Annotated in this window: 19 protein-coding genes and 2 pseudogenes; 6 read left to right on the top strand and 15 right to left on the bottom strand. The window is 55.8% G+C overall.

Going from position 1 to position 22,448, the window contains the following annotated elements; genetic code table 11:
• Positions 1-47 precede the first annotated feature (47 nt).
• The 7 genes and pseudogenes from U5775_RS22400 to U5775_RS22370 all read right to left on the bottom strand — a co-directional run.
• A pseudogene (locus U5775_RS22400) lies at positions 48-290 on the bottom strand (Arm DNA-binding domain-containing protein); the annotation flags it as partial.
• 1,554 nt (positions 291-1,844) lie between these two features.
• Entirely contained in the window at positions 1,845-2,729 is an 885-nt protein-coding gene (locus U5775_RS22395) for a nucleoside triphosphate pyrophosphohydrolase family protein (protein WP_322060278.1), read from the bottom strand.
• Between the two features lie 13 nt (positions 2,730-2,742).
• Positions 2,743-3,834 (bottom strand): nucleotide kinase domain-containing protein, encoded by a 1,092-nt coding sequence (locus U5775_RS22390; protein WP_322060277.1) that lies wholly within the window; start codon positions 3,832-3,834, stop codon positions 2,743-2,745.
• Entirely contained in the window at positions 3,831-4,625 is a 795-nt protein-coding gene (locus U5775_RS22385; protein WP_322060276.1) for a hypothetical protein, read from the bottom strand. Before U5775_RS22385 ends, U5775_RS22390 begins: the two co-directional genes overlap by 4 nt.
• Complete coding sequence (locus tag U5775_RS22380; protein ID WP_322060275.1) at positions 4,622-5,476, bottom strand: ImmA/IrrE family metallo-endopeptidase; 855 nt, start codon at positions 5,474-5,476, stop codon at positions 4,622-4,624. The genes U5775_RS22385 and U5775_RS22380 overlap by 4 nt, the downstream gene beginning before the upstream one ends.
• Positions 5,476-5,796, bottom strand: a complete 321-nt coding sequence (locus U5775_RS22375; RefSeq protein WP_011488076.1) for a helix-turn-helix domain-containing protein — start codon at positions 5,794-5,796, stop codon at positions 5,476-5,478. Before U5775_RS22375 ends, U5775_RS22380 begins: the two co-directional genes overlap by 1 nt.
• A 1-nt stretch (position 5,797) precedes the next feature.
• A complete protein-coding gene (locus U5775_RS22370; RefSeq protein WP_011488075.1) occupies positions 5,798-6,088 on the bottom strand; it encodes a hypothetical protein in 291 nt (96 codons plus the stop codon).
• Between the two features lie 531 nt (positions 6,089-6,619).
• On the opposite strand from U5775_RS22370, the gene U5775_RS22365 reads away from it, so the two are divergent.
• On the top strand, positions 6,620-9,766 hold the full coding sequence (locus U5775_RS22365; RefSeq protein ID WP_322060310.1) for an SIR2 family protein: 3,147 nt from the start codon (positions 6,620-6,622) through the stop codon (positions 9,764-9,766).
• A 656-nt stretch (positions 9,767-10,422) separates the two neighbouring features.
• Here U5775_RS22365 and U5775_RS22360 read toward each other — a convergent pair.
• From U5775_RS22360 to U5775_RS22330, 7 genes and pseudogenes are all read right to left on the bottom strand, one after another.
• Entirely contained in the window at positions 10,423-10,878 is a 456-nt protein-coding gene (locus tag U5775_RS22360; protein WP_322060274.1) for a GNAT family N-acetyltransferase, read from the bottom strand.
• A 141-nt stretch (positions 10,879-11,019) separates the two neighbouring features.
• Positions 11,020-11,940 (bottom strand): hypothetical protein, encoded by a 921-nt coding sequence (locus U5775_RS22355; RefSeq protein ID WP_322060273.1) that lies wholly within the window; start codon positions 11,938-11,940, stop codon positions 11,020-11,022.
• Positions 11,941-12,045: 105 nt separating this feature from the next.
• Positions 12,046-13,299, bottom strand: a pseudogene (locus tag U5775_RS22350) (IS1182 family transposase); the annotation flags it as partial.
• 150 nt (positions 13,300-13,449) lie between these two features.
• Positions 13,450-14,319, bottom strand: coding sequence for a LysR family transcriptional regulator (locus U5775_RS22345; RefSeq protein WP_322060272.1), 870 nt, complete (start codon positions 14,317-14,319; stop codon positions 13,450-13,452).
• Positions 14,320-14,435: 116 nt separating this feature from the next.
• On the bottom strand, positions 14,436-15,416 hold the full coding sequence (locus tag U5775_RS22340) for a threonine/serine dehydratase (protein WP_322060271.1): 981 nt from the start codon (positions 15,414-15,416) through the stop codon (positions 14,436-14,438).
• Positions 15,417-15,441: 25 nt separating this feature from the next.
• The gene (locus tag U5775_RS22335) at positions 15,442-16,185 is read right to left on the bottom strand and encodes an aspartate dehydrogenase domain-containing protein (protein WP_322060270.1); all 744 of its coding nucleotides are present in this window, start codon (positions 16,183-16,185) and stop codon (positions 15,442-15,444) included.
• A 187-nt stretch (positions 16,186-16,372) separates the two neighbouring features.
• Positions 16,373-17,263 carry a LysR family transcriptional regulator gene (locus tag U5775_RS22330; protein WP_322060269.1) on the bottom strand — a complete coding sequence of 297 codons (891 nt, stop codon included), beginning with the start codon at positions 17,261-17,263 and terminating at the stop codon, positions 16,373-16,375.
• Between the two features lie 336 nt (positions 17,264-17,599).
• On the opposite strand from U5775_RS22330, the gene U5775_RS22325 reads away from it, so the two are divergent.
• The 5 genes from U5775_RS22325 to U5775_RS22305 all read left to right on the top strand — a co-directional run bounded on the left by U5775_RS22325 (position 17,600) and on the right by U5775_RS22305 (position 21,271).
• The gene (locus U5775_RS22325; protein ID WP_322060268.1) at positions 17,600-18,496 is read left to right on the top strand and encodes an amino acid ABC transporter substrate-binding protein; all 897 of its coding nucleotides are present in this window, start codon (positions 17,600-17,602) and stop codon (positions 18,494-18,496) included.
• 54 nt (positions 18,497-18,550) lie between these two features.
• Positions 18,551-19,012, top strand: coding sequence for a RidA family protein (locus U5775_RS22320; protein WP_322060267.1), 462 nt, complete (start codon positions 18,551-18,553; stop codon positions 19,010-19,012).
• A gap of 100 nt (positions 19,013-19,112) precedes the next feature.
• Positions 19,113-19,832, top strand: a complete 720-nt coding sequence (locus U5775_RS22315; protein ID WP_415913630.1) for an amino acid ABC transporter permease — start codon at positions 19,113-19,115, stop codon at positions 19,830-19,832.
• Between the two features lie 2 nt (positions 19,833-19,834).
• Positions 19,835-20,500: an amino acid ABC transporter permease gene (locus U5775_RS22310; protein ID WP_322060266.1), complete on the top strand. Its 666-nt coding sequence runs from the start codon at positions 19,835-19,837 to the stop codon at positions 20,498-20,500.
• 33 nt (positions 20,501-20,533) lie between these two features.
• Entirely contained in the window at positions 20,534-21,271 is a 738-nt protein-coding gene (locus tag U5775_RS22305) for an amino acid ABC transporter ATP-binding protein (RefSeq protein WP_322060308.1), read from the top strand.
• 594 nt (positions 21,272-21,865) lie between these two features.
• On the opposite strand, the gene U5775_RS22300 is transcribed toward U5775_RS22305, so the two are convergent.
• Positions 21,866-22,297 (bottom strand): Lrp/AsnC family transcriptional regulator, encoded by a 432-nt coding sequence (locus U5775_RS22300; RefSeq protein WP_322060265.1) that lies wholly within the window; start codon positions 22,295-22,297, stop codon positions 21,866-21,868.
• Positions 22,298-22,448 lie beyond the last annotated feature (151 nt).

Raw genomic sequence — 22,448 nt, 5'->3', positions numbered from 1 at the left:
ACCCGGTCCTTCGGCACAAACGTGGAGATCGACGCGACACCAACCATCTCCAGGGCCGGCGACCTGCCTTCACGGACAACACGACGTGCGTCCAGCAGCTTTTCCCGCGCCTACGCCAGCGAGATGCCCCTCGACCGTAGCGGCCAATGGTCAGCATTTCTCGCCGCTCGTTGATGCGGTAGTCGTATCGAAAAGAAATGGTGCCTGCCGGAGATACTGCGACGTACATGCCGTCGCGGTCGACGATCTTGTACAGGCTTGAGGTTGCGGTGTGCAAATTCGGTGAGCATCGTTTCTCGTTCTCATGGTTGGTACAACTTTTATCCTCACCAACCACAAACCTTCGATGTGCCCGAGGACCCGCACCACGCTAGGTTTTTGGAAAAAAAATTTACCGTCACGCCCGAATCGCGCTGCCGGTAAATTATCGAGTCCGGATAATGAATGAGATGGATACCATCCGTTTTGCCGTCATCTTGTGACGCAGACGTCCTTGGCCGTCTCTGGAATCGCCGAAAAATCGCATTATATTCAAAGACTTGAAATCCACGCTCGAGCAAGCAAGGATTTCTCGCGCAATTTCAAGTCATTGATTTCTTTATGATTTTTTTAACGCCTACTCCCACTCGATTGTCAACCCGACGGCTGCAACCTTATCTGGACAGGGAAGCAGCTAGTTCAAATACCGACGATACCGCCAAGGATACCGAAAAATACCTCCGGTACTTGCCGCGGCTCCGCGGACCCCATCGGATATCCAGTACCAACTCTGTTAAAGCAGTCCCGAAGATGAAGTACCTCGAGACCATTGCTGCTGGAAATACCGTCATCGATACCGCAAAGCATTTTCCAACACGGTCCGATTAAAGCCTGCCGGCGCCGACGCCTCAATTCACAGAGCCTGATCCGGGTCGGAATTCCATAGTATCCCTCGGGGCCGTCCCACAGGGAATTCCTCAATGAGGGGATGCCCGCTTACCCAAGAACACTCCGCCGATAGGTCAGGCTCGTTCTGAAGCCCGTCGGTTCGGTTTCGCCGGCGCGGGACCTGAGTACAAGAGTAGCGATCCGCCTTCCGCGCGAATGTGAAAGCGGTCCATCAACTCACCGAGGGCACGCATCTTGGCTTCGTTAAGACGCCCCGTCGGAGAGGTGTCGTAGTGAACACCGGCAACCTTGTTTGCTACATAAGCGATGGGTGCACGTTGATGGGACACTTTGTCTGCGCAGCTTTCACGAAGCTCAGGTTGTGACGAAATCGAAAAGCCCAGGCTGTACTTATCAGCGCTTCGTAGACAGCATCAGATGATCAATAAATCCACCTCGGTCTACAGCCGACGGCAGATGACATTCCCGTCTTACTTCGCTAGACTCTCGCGATGATACAACTGAACGGCAAAAAAAATGATCCGGGTCACGATTGAACTGCTGCCCGGTGGCGACGTGTCGCGACGTCGCCACCTAGGAACGATCGAAATTGCGAACGACGGAACTGGCGACGAAGAAAAGGGAAACTACGCGATCAGGTTGTCCAAGTTCGGCAACCCAGGGCAAACCTGGATCCACGGGGTCGTAAAGGGCTTCGACCGGATCAGACGGGGCCCTTATGATCTTCTTCTTCAATGCCTTGACGCTACTGTCGGCCGTCGAAGGTAACAAGAAGCATTCGATACTACCGAAGCCCATTCCAAGTTGAGTTGCTCCGAAGGAACCTTGTGGTTTCCCCGGTCCAGCGTTCCCACTAACGGTGGGTTTATCACAGGATTCCATAAAGCGAAGATTCGTGCTGTCATCCCCATGATGACAGCACTCGCTAGACATCGCTTGCGATGCCGCCATACCCGTCAGATCAGTTTGATCGTTCCTGCGATGAGGTCGCAACAGATGGTACCGCTTCGTCGATTGCGCAAAGCACGCCAAACCTCGAAGCCACTCAGTATTGCGACCTCCCATTGTTTCCCCGAGCACCGGCCAACCTCGAGCCGTGTCGTCAATCCCTTAATCGTGCGCAGCAACTCATAATCCAGCGCCTGAACATTTGCGAAGAAAGAAGTTTTTCTGGCCTCCTCGAACACCAGCGCCGAAATCGCCTCATCAATGACCTGGGCGCGCCCCCCGTCTTCGTTCTCGTCAAGCAAAGGATCCGTCTTTCGTTTCTTTCCGAACAGTTTGCGCATGACCGGAGACCACCCCAGGACCGCAACGTACGACAGATGGAAAACGTCGTGCAGCCGATATCCGTCATCCTCGTACGTATTATCCCGAAGCGGGTCACCCAGCGGCTCCCCATTCAAGGACAGCAGGACGCGCTCCTTGCCGTCATCATCGACTACCGTATTCACAACCACGTCGAAGCGTCGAGGAAACTGTTCGCTTTCTTGTCGTCCATCGTCGAACAGTTTGGGACCAAATAGCGGACTGCTGTGTTCATGCCACCGATCAGAAACCTTGGCAAGGTTGCTCCGGGCGATCGACTCGAGATCGAGCCCCTGCTTCGTAGCAATTGTCGACACATACCAAAGGATGTCTCCAAGCTCTTCCGCGATTTTCTCATTAAAGATTCTGTATGCCGCCCCATCTCTTAGATACTTCTTATATTCCGTGAGCAGAGTGCCTGTCTCCCCAGCAAGGCCAAGCAAAGGAACCATGATACCGGTCATCATGTCAGCATTCCGCGCTTCCGTCTGATCCGTTTTTTCCGCTTCTTGTTGATAAGTTGAAAATAGCACTGCGCGCCTCCCCTCAGAATAATGCACCCTGTTGTTTGCTTCGCACTTGTGGAAGCGGCATCGTCGGCAACTGGAGCTTCCATTTCGGCGGATAGAAGTACTGGACCGGATCCTCTGTCTGCCTGAACTTCTGCTTGATCCGTGTTCTGCCAGAAACCCCAGCCACTGACGGGTGCTTGACCCTTGCGTACTTGTCTACTTCGCAGAAAACATTTTGGATGTCAATCAACTGGAGTCGCCGCCCCCAAAGATCCCGAAATCGTAACCCCAACCTATCGAACTCATGCTCCTGCCTGTCTGCCATAAGTCGAATGATGTCGATTTCGGAAAGACCACCAAGGGAGCTAAAACACTTGCGAATCCCATCCCGTGCGCCCGGCCCCGGCATCGTAAAGTCCATTTCAGAAAAGGGCGTAAGCTCGCTGTAGTTCAGGTCTGTCACAAGCTGGTACGCAAGAAAATCCCCGATCAACGGATAGGATCGCAACAGTTCGAACGCGTCGCGCATGCTTGCGCACTCAGCTATCCGCTGCGGAACAGCGTCGTTAAGCATAAGCTCCAGAAGCTTCAGATGACCTTGGTGTTTGCGGCCGACATTGAATATCTGATGACCCGACGCCATGATGTATGCGGCGGAATAGATCGTCGCTTTTGCGGACATGGCTTCTGCGAGAACACGATCGTAGTCCGAATATCGATATGTATTCCATGAAATTTCGCCAAGAGTCGATTCGAGCAGCTTCCAGGTTTCGATCTTGTTAAAGAGCTTGAAGAGCAGTATTCGAAAAAAGAGCTCATCGGGCTCCTGAGGTCCGTTATAGATAACATGGCGAATCAGGAACTGACTAACGCGGTCGGACGCCCGATATGCATTGGTGAACTTGTACTCGTTGAGAATCGCATCTTTCGACCAAGGCCTTGAAAGGCCCTCGAATCGCGCGAAAAAGACATCCTGACGCAGCGCCGCAAACCGCCAATATGAGTCGAATACTTCTGTTGGTACTGCCGGCGCCAAGGTTGAAAAAACTGTCGGACGTCGGGTGCTATTCCGCGACTTTGGCGCGTCATTGGACTTCGTATTTTGCACGTATTGCTTCTTGCTCATGTCTGGTTTTTCGGCTGCGCGCGCAACTCTGCAAGAATGTTTTGAATGTCAGATGCCAGCGGCTGCAATTGATGCGCCTGAGGGTTCCCGCGTGACAACACTGCAGCCGAACAGACAACTTGCGACAACGTCATATCCAACTGCGCTGCGACGAATTTGCCCAGCCAGTAGAGTCCAAGGTAATTGCCGTACGCTTTCTCAAACTGGTATTGCGTCGCGTAAAATCCCGTGACCGACAGCAGTCCATTCTCAAGCGGAGTAAAAGAGACCTGCTGCAGGCAGGGAAAGCCCTTCTGCCGCTGATCTGTGTGGTCCCGCGTCGGGTCGAAGACGGAGACCTGCAACGCGCTCTTGCGGTGATTGCCACGCTTGTATGAGTCGATGATAGATTCGATCTGGTTCACCGGCTTCTGTACACCATTTGGCTGATAGGCGGTGAGGCGTCGAAAGTACACGCCGTACTTGTTCGCAGGGCACTTCTTAATCCCTGGCCACGCGCGCTCATAGCGCCGGAAAAGCGCGTCAGCGTTATCGTCCAGATGCGGATTCCACATGGACATCGGGAAGATGGTATTCGCGACGGTGTTGCACTTGTTTTCAGAAAACGCTATCAGTTCAGTGTCGAGACGCGTCCTGATCGACGGTACTTCGATTTCGCGGTTGTGTTGGAGTCCGTCAATCGTAACTACAACCGGATGACGGGTTGCTCCGCCCTTTTCCATGGTAGAAAGGAAAACTTCCGCCCACGCTTCAGAAATGCTGGACGCCGATTTGAAAAGCGGCTTGATCATTCGTCTGCTTCCTCTTCGAAACGAAAACACGCGCGCCCCTTGAAGTTCTTTGGGGACGTTCGGACGAAAGCGCTCCAGCCAGTGTCGTCGTGCACAACACGCGAAATACCTGGTGAATACGCTTGCGCAAAGCCTGCGATCTCGCTAGCAGCAAGCGCACCTTCATAGCGACAGTTTTGAGGGACGCGAATCAGATCACCAACCTCGCAATCGACGGAGCGGCCACGCCAGTGCTGGTCAGCCAAGATGATTTGCTGGGCGGCCGACGGTGTGCCAACGAGTTGCTGCCGTATATCCCGCGGAGCACTGCGAAGAAAACGATCGCCGACCGTACGGGAAATAGCCCCTATACCGTTCACCATATGATTCACGAGCGTCGCGTACCCGACGCCAAGCCAGTTAGCCAACCCATACACGGTGATTGGGTCGAGCGTGTCGTAGCGGAGCTGACGACGCAACATCCCGTTTTCAAGCGCGCTTTTAGGCATCAGAAAGAACGCAGCAAAAGTGTCGGCCTGGAATTCCTTGGTATCGGTCGCGCGCCCGTACGAACGATCACTAGTGAGTTCGTCAAACTGTTCGCCGTGGCCAAACGCATGGTGACCGAGTTCGTGTGCACAAGTGAAGTTGCGTCGCCCGAATGGACGCATACTTGACAGGATAATTGTCGGTCTGCCGCCAGAAACGTACATTCCTTCCATGGAAGGAAGATCGGCAAGCCTAACTTCGACGCCGAGTTTTTCTGCCGCATCAAGAGGCGATACAGCGTCTTCCAGTGAGATGCCCAACCGCTTGCGCGTCTGCAGCGCTTTCGCAACCGCCGCAGTGAATAGCGACTTTTTGTCCGACATTACTTGTCCTCGCCCTTTCGCAGCATCCGCAACATATTCATCAGGCGATCGAGGTCCTGGTCGGACATCTTGCTGAGCTCCCGGGCTGCCATCAGCATGCGGGCGTCGGCCGCCTCATCCTTCACAGAACCATTGACGATCCACTCGACCGAAACGTCGTAGAGCTCCGCGAATAGATCAAGCTCATCCGCTGCAACCTTGCGCCGCCCCGCTTCAATCTCGCTGATGGTTGGGCGGTGCATGCCAAGTCGCTTCGCGACCTGGCCCTGCGAGAGCCCAGCAATCTCTCGCGCTTCCTTCAACCTTTCCGCAATGGACATCTCAGACTCCAATCGGCCCGCTCAGCTTCGGGTGCATGGCAGAAAGCATCTTCGCGACGTCCCGGATAGAGAGAGGCTTGTCGTCGGCGACAAAAATGTTATTCGCTTCCAACGGCAACTCGAGCTGCTCCATGACGTCAACCGTGATTTCCACGCCGTTAAGGCTATCGAAGCCCGGAAGTTCATCGAGCGGCACCGTCTCCGCGGTTACATTCGTTTCTTCGCGACCGCTCGATTTCTGAACGTTGGTCACCGCAACGATCAACAGTTCTTCAAGCTCAAGTTGCGTCATACGTCAGCCTTGTCAGTGCCCCGAATCGGGTGGTAAGATAATCTTACTACTAGATTTTAGATTTTGCAACGGCCCCTTCACCCAATCCCAGAAGGCGCATGCTGGTTCATAACTGACGACTGCTACCGGAGGCGACGGACGGCCACGCAACGGGCGGCGACGATTAACCCATGATGCTGTTAGTCGAGCATCAGATCGTAGGAGCGCCTCCGGAGCTACTTCTGAGGCGACGACGAGGCCCTCTGCGAGGCCATCTTCAGCTCATTAACGAATTACCTGTTTGGATTTGCGAGTGGACAAGTCGGCGACATCGCGACTGTAGTACATGGCCTGTTTGCGCTCACCCGTACCGGAACACCATATACTTACTGCGCGGCACCATCAGCGTAGAGACCAATAGATGCAGGCATCAGTGTGGCCACTGAAGATTCGACAATTCACACTCCGCACCGCGTTTTGATTTTACGTCACGAATGAAAATCCAATATGCATAAGCACGCTGCGTTGCAAACGGGGACTTCTGTAAGGCGCATGGCTGTGGATGCCCTGATTCGTTCACTGGCCGTGTCCCAAGACCGACCTTTGATGCTTTTCCTTGGCGCGGGTGCATCGATGAGCTCCGGGATGCCGTCCGCCGCCCAATGTATCTGGGAATGGAAGCGGGATATTTTTCTTTCGAATAATCCAGGTATCGAAGAGCAGTTTAGCGAACTCTCCCTCCCCTCCGTCCGCGACAGAATTCAAACATGGCTGGACAGGCAACGGTGCTATCCGGTCGCCGGGCATCCTGACGAATATGGGGCCTACATTGAAGCCTGCTTCTCGCGAAGTGACGATCGTCGTCGCTATTTTGAAAGATGGGTCAAGCAGTCCACACCTCACACCGGTTACAGGCTACTAGCCGAGCTCGCGGCTTCCGGTTTGATTCAGACCGTGTGGACGACAAATTTCGACGGACTCATCGCGCGCGCTGCAGTCGCCACGAATCTGACACCCATCGAAATTGGAATAGATTCCCAGCAACGACTTTACCGCGCTCCAGGTAAAGGCGAGCTCGCTTGCGTCTCGATGCATGGCGATTACCGATACGATCGCCTCAAAAATTCGCCAGGAGAACTCGCCCAGGTCGAAGTCCAGCTTCGTGACTCGCTCATTGAGGCCTTAAGAACGCATACCGTCGTTGTTGCTGGATACAGCGGTCGCGACGAGAGTGTGATGCAGGCATTCCGTCAATACGCGGTATCAGGTCTCGCGCGAACAGATTTGCCGCTGTTCTGGACGCAATACGGCGAGGATCCGCCTTTGGACACGGTCAGCGCCTTCCTATCGACGAACGACGACGAGCCATCCCGCTTCCTCGTTCCGGGCGTTTCCTTCGACGATCTCATGCGGCGGTTGGCGCTCTACCTGTCAAAGGGGCCGGCCAGAGACCGCATCAATAAAATCCTCGACGAGCATGCGACGACGCCCGTTAACCAGCTCACCGCTTTCGGGCTCCCGCCTCTTCCCCCGACCGGCCTCATCAAAAGCAACGCAATTCCGCTGACACCGCCGCAGGAGCTTCTTGAGTTTGATTTGCATCAATGGCCGGCGTCCGGAACCGTGTGGGCCACGTTGAGGGAGCTTGGCGACAAACACAATTTTGTCGCCGCGCCGTTCCGATCGAAGATTTATGCGATCGCTATAGCCGATAGTCTGCGCCTCGCCTTCGGCGAGAATCTGAAAGGGGAAATCAAACGGGTCCCCCTGAACGATGACGATCTGCGATACGAAGACGGCGTCATCAACCAGCTTGTCCGCCGTGCGACCGTCCTCGCCTTATCGGCTAAGGCGAATTGCCCGTCAGACGGCGAGTCGTTGATCTGGACATCCGAGAATGTCGAGAATTTGCGCCTGGACAGGGTCGACTGGAAAGTTCACCAGGCCGTACTGGTCCAGATACGCCCGCTCGGAAGCGAGATGGCGCTCGTCCTGAAACCCACCCTGTACGTTACCGACAAGAATGGCGCGATCGCACCCAAGGATACGGAGCGGCTCGTCAAGCAGCGCGTGCTGGGCTATCAGCACAACAAGGAATTCAACGACGCAACCGAAGCGTGGCGACGTCGCCTCGTGCCTCAGCGCGATTTTCATGTCCGCTTCCCCGACCATGAAGACGGTATCGACCTGACTTTCTCTGGACGACCGCTGTTTGCGCGAATCACTGACGAGCGCGAGCGTACCGTTTCACTCAGTTCCGCTCAGGAGTTAGCCGCGCGGCAAGCCGGACTTCAACTCGCAGAACCGCGACTGAAATTCGCGCGCAGATCGGCAGCCGGACTGGCATTCGACACCCATCCCGTCCGAGGCCTGATCAACAACAGGCCGTTCGATTCCAGCCTCACCACCACAGGCATAGCTTCCTCCATCCGCGTCGGAATCATTGCGCCTGCCCAGGACGCCACACGAGTTCACCAGTACCTGTCCCAGCTTCACGTCGCGGCACAGCCAGGGAAGGACGCGGATTATCTCCCGCCGTTCCCAGGTTTCGCGTCCGCCTACCAGTGCCCGCTCGAGATCCCTGTGGTTGGTGAACAATCGTTCGTCCAGCTTGACGAGCCGGACAGCATGACACCCTCCTCAGCACGCGCTTTGGCCGGAGCAATCACGAGATCGATTGCCTCCTTGAGCGCGTCGCAGCGTCCCGACGTAACCATCATTTACGTCCCCGATCGCTGGGCTCCGTTGCGCAACTACATGATCGACGATGAAGAGTTCGATCTACACGATTTCGTCAAGGCGGCGGCGATTCCGAAAGGTTGCGCCACACAGTTTGTCGAAGAGGAAACCCTCCGTAACACGCAGCAGCAATGCCGCGTGCGCTGGTGGCTCTCGCTTGCCCTGTACGTGAAAAGCATGCGCACGCCGTGGACGTTGGGGGGACTCAGCGAGAAATCCGCCTATGTTGGTCTCGGCTTCAGCGTCAAACGTAAAACGACGCAGAATGCGGGCGCACACGTCGTGCTGGGCTGTAGCCACCTCTATAGCCCGAACGGCATCGGTCTGCAGTTCCGCCTGAGCAAGATCGAAGATCCAATCATGCGCAACAAGAATCCCTTCATGAGCTTCGACGACGCGAGACGGCTCGGAGAGGGAATCCGTGAACTGTTTTTCGCCGCTCACCTTCGACTTCCCGAGCGGGTGGTGATCCACAAACAGACCCCGTTCCTTCGCGAAGAACGCCTTGGGCTCCAAGCTGGACTTGAGGGGGTTGCGTGCGTAGAGCTATTGCAGATCTTCGTTGACGACACGCTACGGTATGTGGCGTCTCATCCGACCCCCGACGGAAAGTTCGAGATCGACAACTATCCCATACGGCGGGGAACGACAGTGGTCATCGACGATCACACGGCTCTATTGTGGGTCCACGGCGCATCTACTGCTCTAAATCCCAGAAGACACTATTTCCAGGGCAAGCGGCGAATTCCAGCCCCCTTGGTAATTCGCCGTCATGCGGGCACGACCGATTTGATGACCATTGCCGACGAAGTTCTCGGCTTGTCGAAAATGAATTTCAACAGTTTCGACCTCTACGGGCAACTTCCGGCAACAATCGAGACGTCTCGGCGCGTCGCGAAGATCGGCGCACTTCTCGATCGCTTCTCGGACCACTCGTACGATTACCGCCTGTTTATGTAGGGGAACTGCTTCCTTCAAGTCTCCGAGTGCTGATGTTCAGGTTGGGTTGACCCACCTGAGCCAGCAGTATTGGCTCAGGTGGGTCCGTTCTGCGTGGATACCAAAATACAGCCTTCGGGTGAGGCGGCCAGATTAGTTCGACGGCATCCCGGGCCGGCACTGGCTACAATCGCGGCCGATCGGGTGATTTTCGGCACCAAAGTTCAGCCGCCCACCTCATGAAGTCCGCAAGATAACGAAGCGTTCGCACCCGTTTCAATTCGCTCTGGCCGCGCCGGTCATACCGGGAAGCTCAGCCCCTCGCTGCCAACTCAAGGGCAGCGAGCGATACGTCCGAGTAGTCGCGGCCAATGGCCCAGAAGAAGCGAGACGACCTTACTGGAACTCCAGATCGCGAAGCAAGCTGGCTGACTCTGCCTGGGTCCTGAATACCACCGTCCCGCCATCGACTTGAATCCAGACAGCGATCGGAAGGCAATCCTGGAGCGTCCGCGCATATCCGCGCCGCCAAAAGGTACTCGCCATGCGATGCCTGAAAGTGATGCCGGAACAGCGCAACTCCGTGGAAAACGGCAGCTGTTTATGCCGGCTTCATGGCATGGCATTGCCTCCCCGCGACGTCAACTTCACCGTCGATCTATTTCATGCATAAGCCGTCAGCCTGAAAAAGCCAACTCCATTCGGACGAATCTCTCTTCTCCCATATCGGCTCGCGAACAGATCTCACCGATCATCGAGAAGCCAAGATTCTGATAGAAGGTCAACGCGCTAATCCGGGCTGCGCACCATACACTTTCAGCGCCGGAGCGTTTGGCATATGCGATGCAGTATCTGGCGAGCGTGGTGCCAACTCCGCAGTTCCGACATTCGGGCTTGACGGCCATGCCGCCAAGGCGCCATACCTGAGTGTTGCGCTCGCCGCTAACGTCACGGCAGATCGAACTCACCGCCACGAGGTGCCCATGACTGAACGCCCCAACGTGAAGAGTGTCGGCACTCTGATCACCCGCGTACATACTATCGCCGGGCGGCAGGCCGGCGCGGAGGATCTCATCGCGAAGTGCCCACACGTCGGCGATCGCAACCACATCAAGCTGGAATTCGTCGTGCATGCTCCATCCGTGACAAGGGACGCTTATCCATTTTGCGACATAGTGCACTGGCCCTTCAGCCAACGGCGGTAACCATTGATCGCACGCGATCAAACCGCCAGTCTACGGCGCTACCAGGTAACTCGGGCAGCTAAGCGCGCATTAGGCCGATTGATTTGATTTTTGGGTATATTTATCGCCTCCCTGCGGATCCCGCCACCACGACTTCCCGGCGACTATGCCTCCGCCAGCAAAAGGCCATCGTGGATCTGGCGCGAGCTGAACAACCAGAGCTCCCCTTCGCCTGGCTCGGGACCTGCCCTGTACTGGCAACCCGGTGGTTGGCGCCGAAGCATCCGTTTCACCATCACAGCAATAGTCGTCGTAGTACGACATGACATGTTCAAGCAACGAGACAACCCTGCTCATCTGCTGAGGTTTGTCAGAAAAAACGAACGCCAGCAGGTAGAAGCAGCCCGCCAGCACGACCGGCATCCAAAGCCATGGATTGTCAGTGGTGGTGAGCTTCTGGGCACCAGCAGTGACAGCCAGCCATGCCGGAAACAGTCCGATCTTTTTAAGATCGCCGCTCGTCAGCGCGATTCGAATCTCGAACGCGTCGCGATGAAACCGGTACTGCATTAATGCGTATTCAAGAAGCGATTTCGGATAGCTCGCCAGCAACGCGAGGAAGTGAGCGTATTCCCTCATGTCAGTATCTACGGCGCGAAGCACCGCGCCAAACGGATCTCTCCTGATCGCTAGCAGCGAAGGTATCGTGCTGACTAAAAACAGGATCAAACCGGTAGAAGCTATGGCTGCCATAATCATCCCCGCGAGCCAGCGGGCACCGCTAGGCACAACCATCGCCGCCGCCACTTGCGAGCGGAGTAGAAAAGCCACGACCACAAGGCCCGCGAGTTCAGCGAACGCGGTCACTCCTATCACCCAGGCGCCGATGCGCTGGCTGGTGGTTGGCTCAGTCCGCGAAACCACCCGTGTCATCTCGGCTATAACTGCGGCCAATTCGCTCAGCATTTCTGCCGAAGGTTCGCGATTCTTCGGTTCGCTTTCGTTGCTCATCGTTGCATGTCTTCCCTGGATCTACGTTGTTGTCGCAGGCCAGACATGTCGTCTGTTTAAATGCCCGCGAGGATAAAGCGGCAAGAGCGAGCCTATCCACATCGTCATGGCGTCGAGCTGGCGATCCAGCCTGGACTGCATCGCCTCAAGCACCGCTTCGTGTTCCCATCGTCGAATACGCCGGTAGTCGGTGGGCGTGCACCGGTTCTTTATCGGGCATTTCGGGCAAGCGCTGCTCCAGTAGGTACGCAGGGCCATCGGAGTTTCGCGCTCGACGGAAGTAAATCGGTAAATCGCCCGTTGCCCCGCTGGACATAGGTATTGGTCGTCTTTCGCGATGTAGATGAAGTCGGCCCGATCGAACCGTCCATCTGCCTTTGCACTGGAGGTTTGTGTTTTTGGCACCAGCGCTGCAATACCAGCGTCATCGCAAGCCTTGATTTCCGTGGCGCTGTAGTACCCGCGATCGGCCAGCGCCTTGAGCTTCTTCTTGCCCATCGCTTCGCGCGCGGCTTTGGCCATCGGGCTGAGCTGAGCGCGGTCACTACCGACGTTCGTCACTTCGTGTGTCACGATGAGATGGTGCTTCGTATCAACAGCCACCTGAACGTTGTAGCCCACGACACCTGTGCCCTTGGCTTGCGACATCATCGAACGTGAGTCGGGATCAGTCAGCGAAACCTGTTTTTCCGGTAAATCATTCAACAGTTCCGCTGCCCGATCCAGATCGCGCATCTGCTCGCGCAGCGTCTCGATCTTTTCCCGCAGCCGTTCGGTTTTCGCTTCGACCTCTGCGGGTTGCGTGCGATCAGCAGTTTCCAGCGCATCCAGATAGCGCTGGATGCTTTGCTCGATCTGCTCCTGACGCTTTGCGATCTTGTTGGGCGTGAAGTTGTTATCGCGGCTGTTGACCGCCTTGAACTTGCTGCCGTCGATGGCAACGACTGCTTGCGTGAACAGCTTCAGGTCGCGGCATATCACCACGAAGCGGCGGCATACATTGCGAATGCCGGCGCCATTGCTGCGTCTGAACTCGGCAATCGTCTTGAAGTCCGGCGCGAGGCGACCGGTCAGCCACATCAGTTCGACATTACGCTGGCACTCGCGCTCCAGACGTCGGCTCGATTGCACGCGATTGAGATAGCCGTAGATGTAGAGTTTGAGCAGAACGGACGGATGGTAAGACGGTCGGCCCGTGATCGCCGGCGTGGTGCCTTCGAAGCCCATGGAAGCCAGATCGAGTTCGTCTACGAATGCGTCGACGATCCGCACGGGATTGTCTTCAGCGATAAAGTCTTCGAGACACTCCGGCAGCAACGTGCCCTGATTGCGGCTTGCACCTTCGACAAATCGCCCCATCTTCGCCTCTCGCGCTAACAGGTTGATTCAGTCTAGGCGATTGCTCGCGTTTTGACACACTCTCGGCCAATTGAATTCAAAGAGTGGACCGCCTGTTCGCGAAACAAGCGATGGCGCATGCAGGCGTCGGGGCGAGCCGCTGTTGACGAACTAGCGAATTCCCGCCTTCGCAGCTACATAGAACTTCTCGGCGAGCTGTGCTCGCGGCCCGTGTGCGGCCCAAATCAAACCGACCTTCCTGACGGGCGCGCGTGCCGGCAGTTCGATGCGGACGATGTCGAGGCCCGAGCGCCACATCGGCCTCCAGTCGGGAAGCAACGATACGCCCAAGCCCTGGTCAACAAGCGCTGCGATAGCCATGAGTGCATCGAGCTCAAGGCGCTCACGTGGCTGGATTTCGTGCTCCCGCAAATATCGCTCTGCGAGCTGTCCTGCCAGCAACGTTCGGTCGTATCGAATGAAAGGCTCTGCGCTCAGCAACTCATGAGCATCGCCACCTGCCAGACTTGCCGGTGCGACCAGCACCAGAGGCTCAGCGGCTAGTTCGCGCCATTCACATCGCTTGGGAATGACATATTGCGGCTCGACGACGATTGCTGCATCGATGGCGCCACTGTCAACTGCGCGGCAAAGGTCCAGCGATGTCCCCGAAGAAACCAGGATGTTGAGCGCCGGGGTAGCGTCATACAGCTTCTTCAGTATTGGAGGAAGAAGACTTGTCATCGCCGACGGAAATACCCCGAGGCGGAGCTCTCCAACGGAATCCCCATTGCTCGCCGCAACCCGCAGGTCACGAATTTCGCGTAACAGGCGCCGAGAGCGTTCAAGAATATTGATGCCAGCCTGGGTAGGCTTAACGAATCTGCCGCTTCGCATTACCAGGGGGACGCCGACCTCGTCCTCCAGACTGCGAACACGGGCCGCGATCGCAGCCGGGGTGACACCCAGCTTTTTCCCGGCTTCGGAGAGGGAGCCAAGTTCAAGCACCATCACGAAGCTTTGGAGTTGCAGAGCATCCATAGATTAGGTCGGGTCAATGCTGTTTTGATGCGGCGGGGTCGCGGTTGCGGTCTCGCTATACCCACCACCTTGCGTCCGAGAACATTAACCGAACACGCGACCATCTGATGACCCAATCATTGCTCTGCCAGTTGCAACGCGCGGGTAAAGACGGCAGGGTCCACGTTACCGCCCGAAGCCAGGATAACAACAGTTTTTCCAGTGACGTCGATTTTCTTGGCAAGAATAGCTGCAAGACTCGCCGCGCCGCCCGGCTCAATGACAAGCTTCAGGAATTTGAATGCGGCGAACATTCCGGCCAACGCCTCGTCTTCGTTAATGCTGGTGCAGCCAACACCGTGACGGAGCAGCACCTCAAGGGTCTTAGTGCCCGCAAGCGGGCCGTTGATACCATCAAGAATCGTAGGGCCAAGATTGAAGTTACGCTCGGGCTTGCCCGATTCGAGGGAACGAGACATCTTCTCGCCACCCGCCGGTTCGACAAGCACAACCTCGGCCGAAGGGTAGAAATGCTTGAATGCCTCGGTTACGCCCGAAGACAACCCGCCGCCACTGCAATTGCTGACCAGCAGGTCCGGACTAACGTTGAGCACGTCCAACTGCTCGTGGATTTCGAGTCCAACGGTGCCCTGGCCCGCCATGACGAGTTCATCGTCAAACGGAGGAACCACAGTAAGACCACGGCTCTCTGCGATCTCCTTCGCAAAGGTCTCGCGGTCAACCTTGGTTGCATCGTAGAAAATCGTCTCAGCTCCCCACCAACGGCAGTTTTCCACCTTGATGGCGGCGGTCGTGTTGGGCAAAACGATAACTGCAGGGCAGCCCATCAGACTGGCTGCCGCAGCGACCGCGTGGCCGTGGTTGCCTGATGAGAAGGCCAGAATGCCGTTTTTCCGCTGCTCCTCGGGTAATGACGAAATCTTGTTCAGTGCGCCTCGGAACTTGAACGCACCAGTCACTTGCAGATTTTCTGCCTTAACGAACAGGCGGCAGTTGAGCATGCGATTAAGGAAGGGCGACTCCAGCAGCGGAGTTTCCACAATCTTGCTTGCGATAGTCTCGCGAGCGCGCCGAATGTCATCGATACCAAAACTCATAGCACACCATTTTGAAGGTTAGGAATCAAGCGGCCGAGGACAAAATCCTCAGAACGGAACCAAGGACGCTGCGCGGGGTAAGTGACCCGCTCACGCCACCGATATGGCGCGAATAAAGGTCAATCGTCCACCCGAAATCTTCGGACACGACTTCAACCTTTTGGGAGAGCACGTGCGCATGAGGGTCCGAGACAAGAATACTGCGGCAGCGGTCAAAGCCGATTGAAGAATAGGCAAGTCCTGCGTGCACGTTCACATTGCGTGGATACTTGACGCAGGCTTCACGCGTGGAACCCTCGAACAGGGTCTGAGTACCTGCATGAGCGTCAATGCCCCAAGCCGCCGGCGTCTTGGTTGTCGTGATGACAAGACTCTTGATGTAACCCGAAACCGATGCCGCTCCATCCAAACCAACCATGCCTCCAGCGAGAACATGAACTTTCGTTCCAGCTGCAGCGCCTCGCTCACGCACCGCCCGTTCGAACTCTAAATCTGCCAGCGCGGTCGTTGAAAGAATTGCGAGGTCGGTCTGCGCCAGGACAGCCAGTCCATGTTCGTGCAACGCTTGGGCAGAGGCGGCCTCAACCATCAGGTTAACTGAGCGGATGTCATCGGCATTCAGATGTTGTACTGAGGGAACTGCGAGCGTGTCGAATGGTTGAGACGTCTTTCCACGCGAATATGCGAATACGACTTCGTGCCCGTTCCGAATCAGCTCAGTAGCGAGACTGAAAGCAATTTTGCCAGCACCGATGAGTCCAATTTTCATAGCCTTTGACATTCCAAGCGGACAAAGGCGAGTCTCGATTTCATGCTCTTGTTGAAGCTCCTGCGAGATGCCTTTGCACATAGTTTCGCAAAGTGGTCCATGCTAATCGAAAGAAATTTTCGACAGCATGAATTTTCTCGATGCTCTAGCATTGATTTTCCTAAAGAGCCTCTTCTGTCAAAATTCCTCAAACCTTCAATACGTGGTCGAAATCGCAGCACTCCTGAGCGATTATGATGATGGACGACGTCAGTGCACTCGCACGAGAAGTCTTGTAGACAGCAACGTAGTCGATGGGGGGCAACGGAGGGTCAACGCTGAGCACCTCAAGCCTACCGGCCTTCACCAGAGGTGTCAGACTGTTGAGCGGCAGATAGCTGACGCCAACTCCCGAGACCACGAGTGCCACCAGAGCCACGATGCTGTTAGATGCGAGTAAGGTATCCGGGACGAAGCCGATTTCACGGAACCATCGGTGGTAAATCAAGCCTGGACCAGACCTGTTGGTGAGAACCTTCTTGTCCGCGAGCTCGTGAATCCTGAAGGCCCTTTTCTCACCCAATATGCCAGGCTTGCACATCCATGCGTTTTGGACCGACCCAACCAAGTGCGTCGAGAGTTGCAAATCTGGATATGCGTCCGGCGCCACCATAAGGTCAATTTCTTCTGCGAGAAGCCGCTCCTTGAGGTTCGTGCTCATGTCGACGTGAGGCTCGACAGTGAGCTTGGGATAGTGCGCCTTCAGCAGCTCGATAAGACGCGGCAACCAGGTCATGGCCGTGAGCTCGGTGACGCCAATCCGGTAGGTGCGCTCGATGACATTTGGAAGGCTTAATTGCTCAATTGCGTGGTCTCGTAACTCAAGCATCCGTTGCGCTGTGGTTAGTAGCTGCGCCCCTTTGTCCGTCAGCTTGGCGTTCCGGGTGCTTCGGTCGAACAAGGGAGCGCCCAGCAAATCTTCAAGCTCCGAGATTCGCTGTGAAATCGTGGATTGCGTCGTGTGCAGCTTGTTTGCCGCGTGTTGAAAGCCCCCAAGCGTGGCAGCCCAGTAAAGAGCCTCCAGTTGCTTCAAAGTCATTGTTCCACCCTTACGCATCATGGCGCGTTGGTCCGCTTACATCCATTCTATGCAACTCATAGAATTAATCAATGATACATCGCTACGACCCGCCATATGCACCATATTGGTTCATATTGATCGGTAAAAACCCGTAATTTTGGGTTGAACGCAGCAATTTTTCTGAACACTTCGCCTAAACATCGATTTTTACGATGTTTATGAATCGGAATATTTCACCCTGTTTTGAAATTTGCATGGCTAGACTGGACGCACTGAATCGCGGTGTTAGAGGTGATTCCATCGATCACCGAGGTCCTCCCACAAACTCGCCAACCATTCATTTTTGGTGTCGCCATGAAAAACCGTAACCGTTTCCTCGCCGCCTTTTCTGTCCTTTTCATCGCGGCTACGACTCAAGTAGCTCATGCAGGCACGCTCGACACCATCAAGGCGAACGGCGTTATCAACATCGGGGCGCGTGATGCATCGATTCCGTTCTCCTACGTCACGGCCTCGGGAGGCAAACCGATGGGGTATTCGGTGGACATCTGCAACAAGATTGCAGAGGCCGTAAAGGCCCGGATTGGCGCGCCGAATCTCAAGGTCAACTATACGGTGGTAACGCCCGCGAACAGGCAGGCATTGATTCAAAACGGCACTATCGATATTGAGTGCAGCACCGCGACCAACACTATCGCCCGCCAGGAACAGGTCGATTTCTCGCCGACGGTCTTTGAAGCGCGCGAAACCGCAGTGGTAATGAAGTCGTCGGGCATCAATAGCTTCGCCGACTTTAAGGGAAAGACTGTCTCGACGACCTCGGGCAGCACGGCAGTGCAACTGCTTCGTGCGTTCAAGTCGAAGAACGACATCGATGTGACGTTCCTCTACGGCAAGGACGTGCCCGATTCGTTCCTCATGCTGTCGGCCGGCCGCGCCTCCGCCTTCGTTCAGGAAGATGCTCTGCTCGCAGGTCAAGTCGCCAACACCGGCAACGCCAACGATTACAAGATTCTCGATGGCGACTTCCAAACGCAGCCGTTTGCCTTTATGTTCCGTAAAAACGACCCCGAGTTCAGAAAGGTTGTCGACAGCACGATTCGACAAATGGCATCCAGTGGTGAGCTCGCTCAACTCTATGCAAAATGGTTCACGCAGCCCATCCCGCCGAAAAATCTGAATCTGAACCTGCCGATGTCGGCCGCAAACGCGGCGAACTTTAAGAACCCCGGTAGCACCGGCGTTCAGTAATCCACACCGAAGCCGGCTTTGGCCGGCTCTTTCATGCATCGCAGAGGTCTAGCAATGAGCGCAGAGCGCAAACTTCTCGAACTTGGCATTGTTCTCCCGCCAGCGCCGAAGCCGAGTGCGAACTACATCCCGTATCGCTTCGCAGGGGACTTGATGTTCCTCTCTGGGCATGCACCCAGGCAACTGGACGGCACATATGTCTCGGGGAAGATTCGAAGCGAAGACGATGTTGAGTTTGGCTACTCCGCCGCTCGCCTCGCCGGTCTCAACATGTTGTCAACCATCCGCCAAGCCCTTCACAGCCTCGACGCTGTAGAACACTTTGTGAAAGTGCTCGGCATGGTCAACACCTCAGATGATTTTCGGCATCATCCCGCAGTGATGAACGGCTTCTCAGACCTGTTCACGTCGGTTTTCGGAGAGGCTTCGAAGCACGCCCGCTCGGCAGTCGGGATGTCGTCGTTGCCGCACGGGATTCCAGTCGAGGTTGAAGCGATTCTCAAAGTCAGGCGGTAGCGTAGCTACGCCTGCTCCTATCTTGGCAGGCATTGCGAGAGAAATAGCGTGAGCGCGGCGCTATCCTGTGACACTTATTTTGATTCAGGTTTTCACTATGATTACGTGGGATTGGAAAGTCTTCTTCCAGAGTCCCGGCGACTATCCGACCTACTGGCAATGGATGATGTCGGCGTGGGGCTGGACGCTCTCGGTAGCACTTTCTGCACTCGCCATTGCGCTTGTGCTCGGGTCAATCATTGGCATCATGCGGACCTTGCACGACAGGCCGATTCTCGCTGGATTTGCAACGTGCTGGGTTGAACTATTCCGCAACATCCCGCTGCTCGTCCAGATCTTCCTGTGGTATTACGTCATCCCACCATTCATTCCGGCACTCAAAAACGTAAGTGGATTTTTTCTGGTAGTGATTGCACTAGGCCTATATACCTCCGTTCGAATCGCGGAACAGGTTCGGTCCGGCCTTCAGGCGTTGCCCCGCGGACAACGCTATGCAGGGATGGCACTCGGATTCACCGGTCCTCAGTATTACCGCTTTGTTCTGTTACCGCTGGCCTATCGCATCATCATTCCGCCGCTCACTAGCGAAGCGATGAACGTCCTCAAGAACTCGTCCGTCGCCTTCGCTGTCTCCGTCACCGAGCTTACCTGGTTCGCCATGCAAGTGGGCGAAGAGACGGCACGTCCCGTTGAAATCTACGCAGCCGTAACCGTGTTGTACATCGTATCCGCAGTTGCGATAAACCGCATCATGGCTGTCATCGAGCGTCGCTCCCGCGTGCCCGGTCTGACCAAACTAGCCGGTGCGCGGAGCCACTAATCATGCACCTCGACCTATCGTTTTACAGCTGGCACGTTTTCCACGACTACCTGCTATCTGGACTGAAGTTCAGCATCATGCTCACGCTTATTGCTACAGCGGGAGGCATCGTGCTGGGAACAGTGTTGGCCATCATGCGCTTGTCCGGCGCGTGGTTGCTTGAACGTCCCGCAGCACTGTACGTGAATGGCATGCGCAGCATCCCTCTTCCGATGGCTCTGCTGTGGTTCTTTCTGCTCGTACCACTTCTGATTGGGCGCCCGGTTGGCGCCGACCTTGCGGCAGTCATAACGTTTATCGCATTTGAAGCTGCGTATTTCAGCGAAATCATGCGCGCTGGCATCCAGTCGATTCCGCATGGGCAGACTTTTGCCGGTCAGGCTTTAGGAATGAGCTTTGGGCAAAACATGCGCCTGATTGTCCTACCCCAGGCTTTCCGCAACATGCTCCCCGTGCTGCTGACGCAAACCATCGTCTTGTTCCAGGACACCGCCGTGGTGTACGTAATCGGCGCAAACGACCTCTTCAAGGGGTTCGTCGTCGCCGGCACTAACTTGGGTCGTTCGGTGGAGAGCTATCTAATGGCCGCGGTGTTTTACTTTGTTATCTGCTACTTACTCTCCTACATGGTGAAGCGCCTGCACAAGCGTATCGCCATCATTCGATGAGAGGCCGTTGAGGAAACCGATATGTCGCAACCGATGATTGAAATCAAAAACGTCTCCAAGTGGTATGGCCCGGTGCAGGTCCTCAATGACTGCTCTCTCGACGTCAATAAGGGCGACGTCGTTGTGGTCTGCGGCCCCTCGGGATCTGGAAAGTCGACGCTCATCAAAACGGTCAACGCACTGGAGCCATTCCAGAAGGGTGAAATCACAGTCAATGGCGCCAAACTCCACGACCGTAAGACCAACCTGCCGAAGATGCGAAGCACGGTCGGGATGGTTTTTCAGCACTTCGAACTCTTCCCGCACCTGTCTGTCACCGATAATCTGACAATCGCACAAATCAAGGTGCTGCGACGCAACCCCGATGAGGCAAAGAAGCGTGGTCTTGCAATGCTCGACCGTGTCGGCCTGGCTGCGCACAAGGACAAGTATCCTGGTCAGTTGTCCGGCGGGCAGCAACAGCGCGTCGCCATTGCGCGCGCTTTATCGATGGACCCGGCCGTGATGCTTTTTGATGAGCCAACGTCTGCGCTCGACCCTGAAATGGTTGGCGAGGTTCTCGATGTGATGGTGAAGCTCGCGAACGAAGGCATGACGATGATGGTCGTCACCCACGAGATGGGATTTGCGCGGAAGGTCAGCAACCGGGTGGTGTTCATCGACGTTGGTGGGCACATCCTTGAAGACTGCAGTCGCGATGAGTTTTTCGGAAATCCCGATGCCCGACGGCCGCGGACCAAAGACTTCCTGACCAAAATTCTGCAGCATTGAAGCAGCCGCCCGCGGCTATCCGCCAAGCTCGCCGCGGTGATATTCGTTTGCCCTGCCACCATTGAGCAATTCCCGCGTAGTCCATCCAATGAAATTGCACTGTTCTGAAGGTGCATGGGCAAAATGATTCTGAATGAACTCGAGCGAGAAGAACTGTTGTCGATGCGGCGCAGCCGAAGGATGACCGTTGCCAAAATACGACGGGCGCGATTGATCCTGCTGCTCGATGAAGGGACCTCACCCGGAGGGATCACGAATGAATTGAGATGCGATTCGCGTTTTATCACCATCACCGCTTCGTCAGTGAGCGCCTGGCGGGCCTCCAGGGCAGGCACCCCGGTCGTACGCCGCGCCGTAACGTCGCGCGCCTTGGCGCGATAGTGCTCAACGACAGACTCAGGAACGAACCGACCGTCGGTTCGACGCATTGAAGCAGCCACCTTGACCGCACAGTTGTCCGCTGAGGCGCTGCCTTGATTGTTGTCGCCCATCAATCACTTGTAGTCTGCCGCGCGGCAATCCTTGCTCCCGGAGTTAAGGGCGGAAAACGGATGGTTTCGATAGATTTAAGTCATAAGCAGTCTCCGCAACCATTTATGCCTTGTGTGTCGACAGCAAAATACTGGTCTCGGTATTTGCAATGCCGTCGATCAGCCGGATCGCGCCCAGCACGCGATCGAAATTTTCCAGCGAATCAGCGTGCAGTTCGGCGATCAGGTCCCAGCGCCCATTTGTGCTGTGGATGGTCGCTACGTTCGGATGCCCGCGCAGCACCTTGATCACATCAGTGGCCCGGTTACCCTGCACGGCAATCGACATCAGCGCACGAATCCGATGCTTCTCTGCCGCCGGCTTGAGCCTCAGCGTATAGCCGACTATCACGCCGTTCTTCTCAAGCCGTGTCAGACGGTTTTGGACCGTCGCGCGCGCCACTCTTAGTTCCTTCGCCAACGTTACAACTGAGGCCCGTGCGTTGTCTCGCAACAGCGCGATGAGTTGGCGATCGACGTCGTCGAGATTGATCATAAGGGACCTTTTTTGCGGTGAGTAGGCGCCGAGCATACGGCCGACGTAGCGCGTAAAATAGCGCACTTGAACATATTGCTCACCTAGACTTAACAAAATGCCAACATTACTAGCAATTTTGGCATCTTTGCCATCTTTCTGTTGGCTTCGA

The sequence above is a fragment of the Paraburkholderia sp. J63 genome, assembly GCF_905220245.1.
Classification (GTDB): domain Bacteria; phylum Pseudomonadota; class Gammaproteobacteria; order Burkholderiales; family Burkholderiaceae; genus Paraburkholderia.
This window is presented reverse-complemented; position numbering and strand designations above follow the sequence as displayed.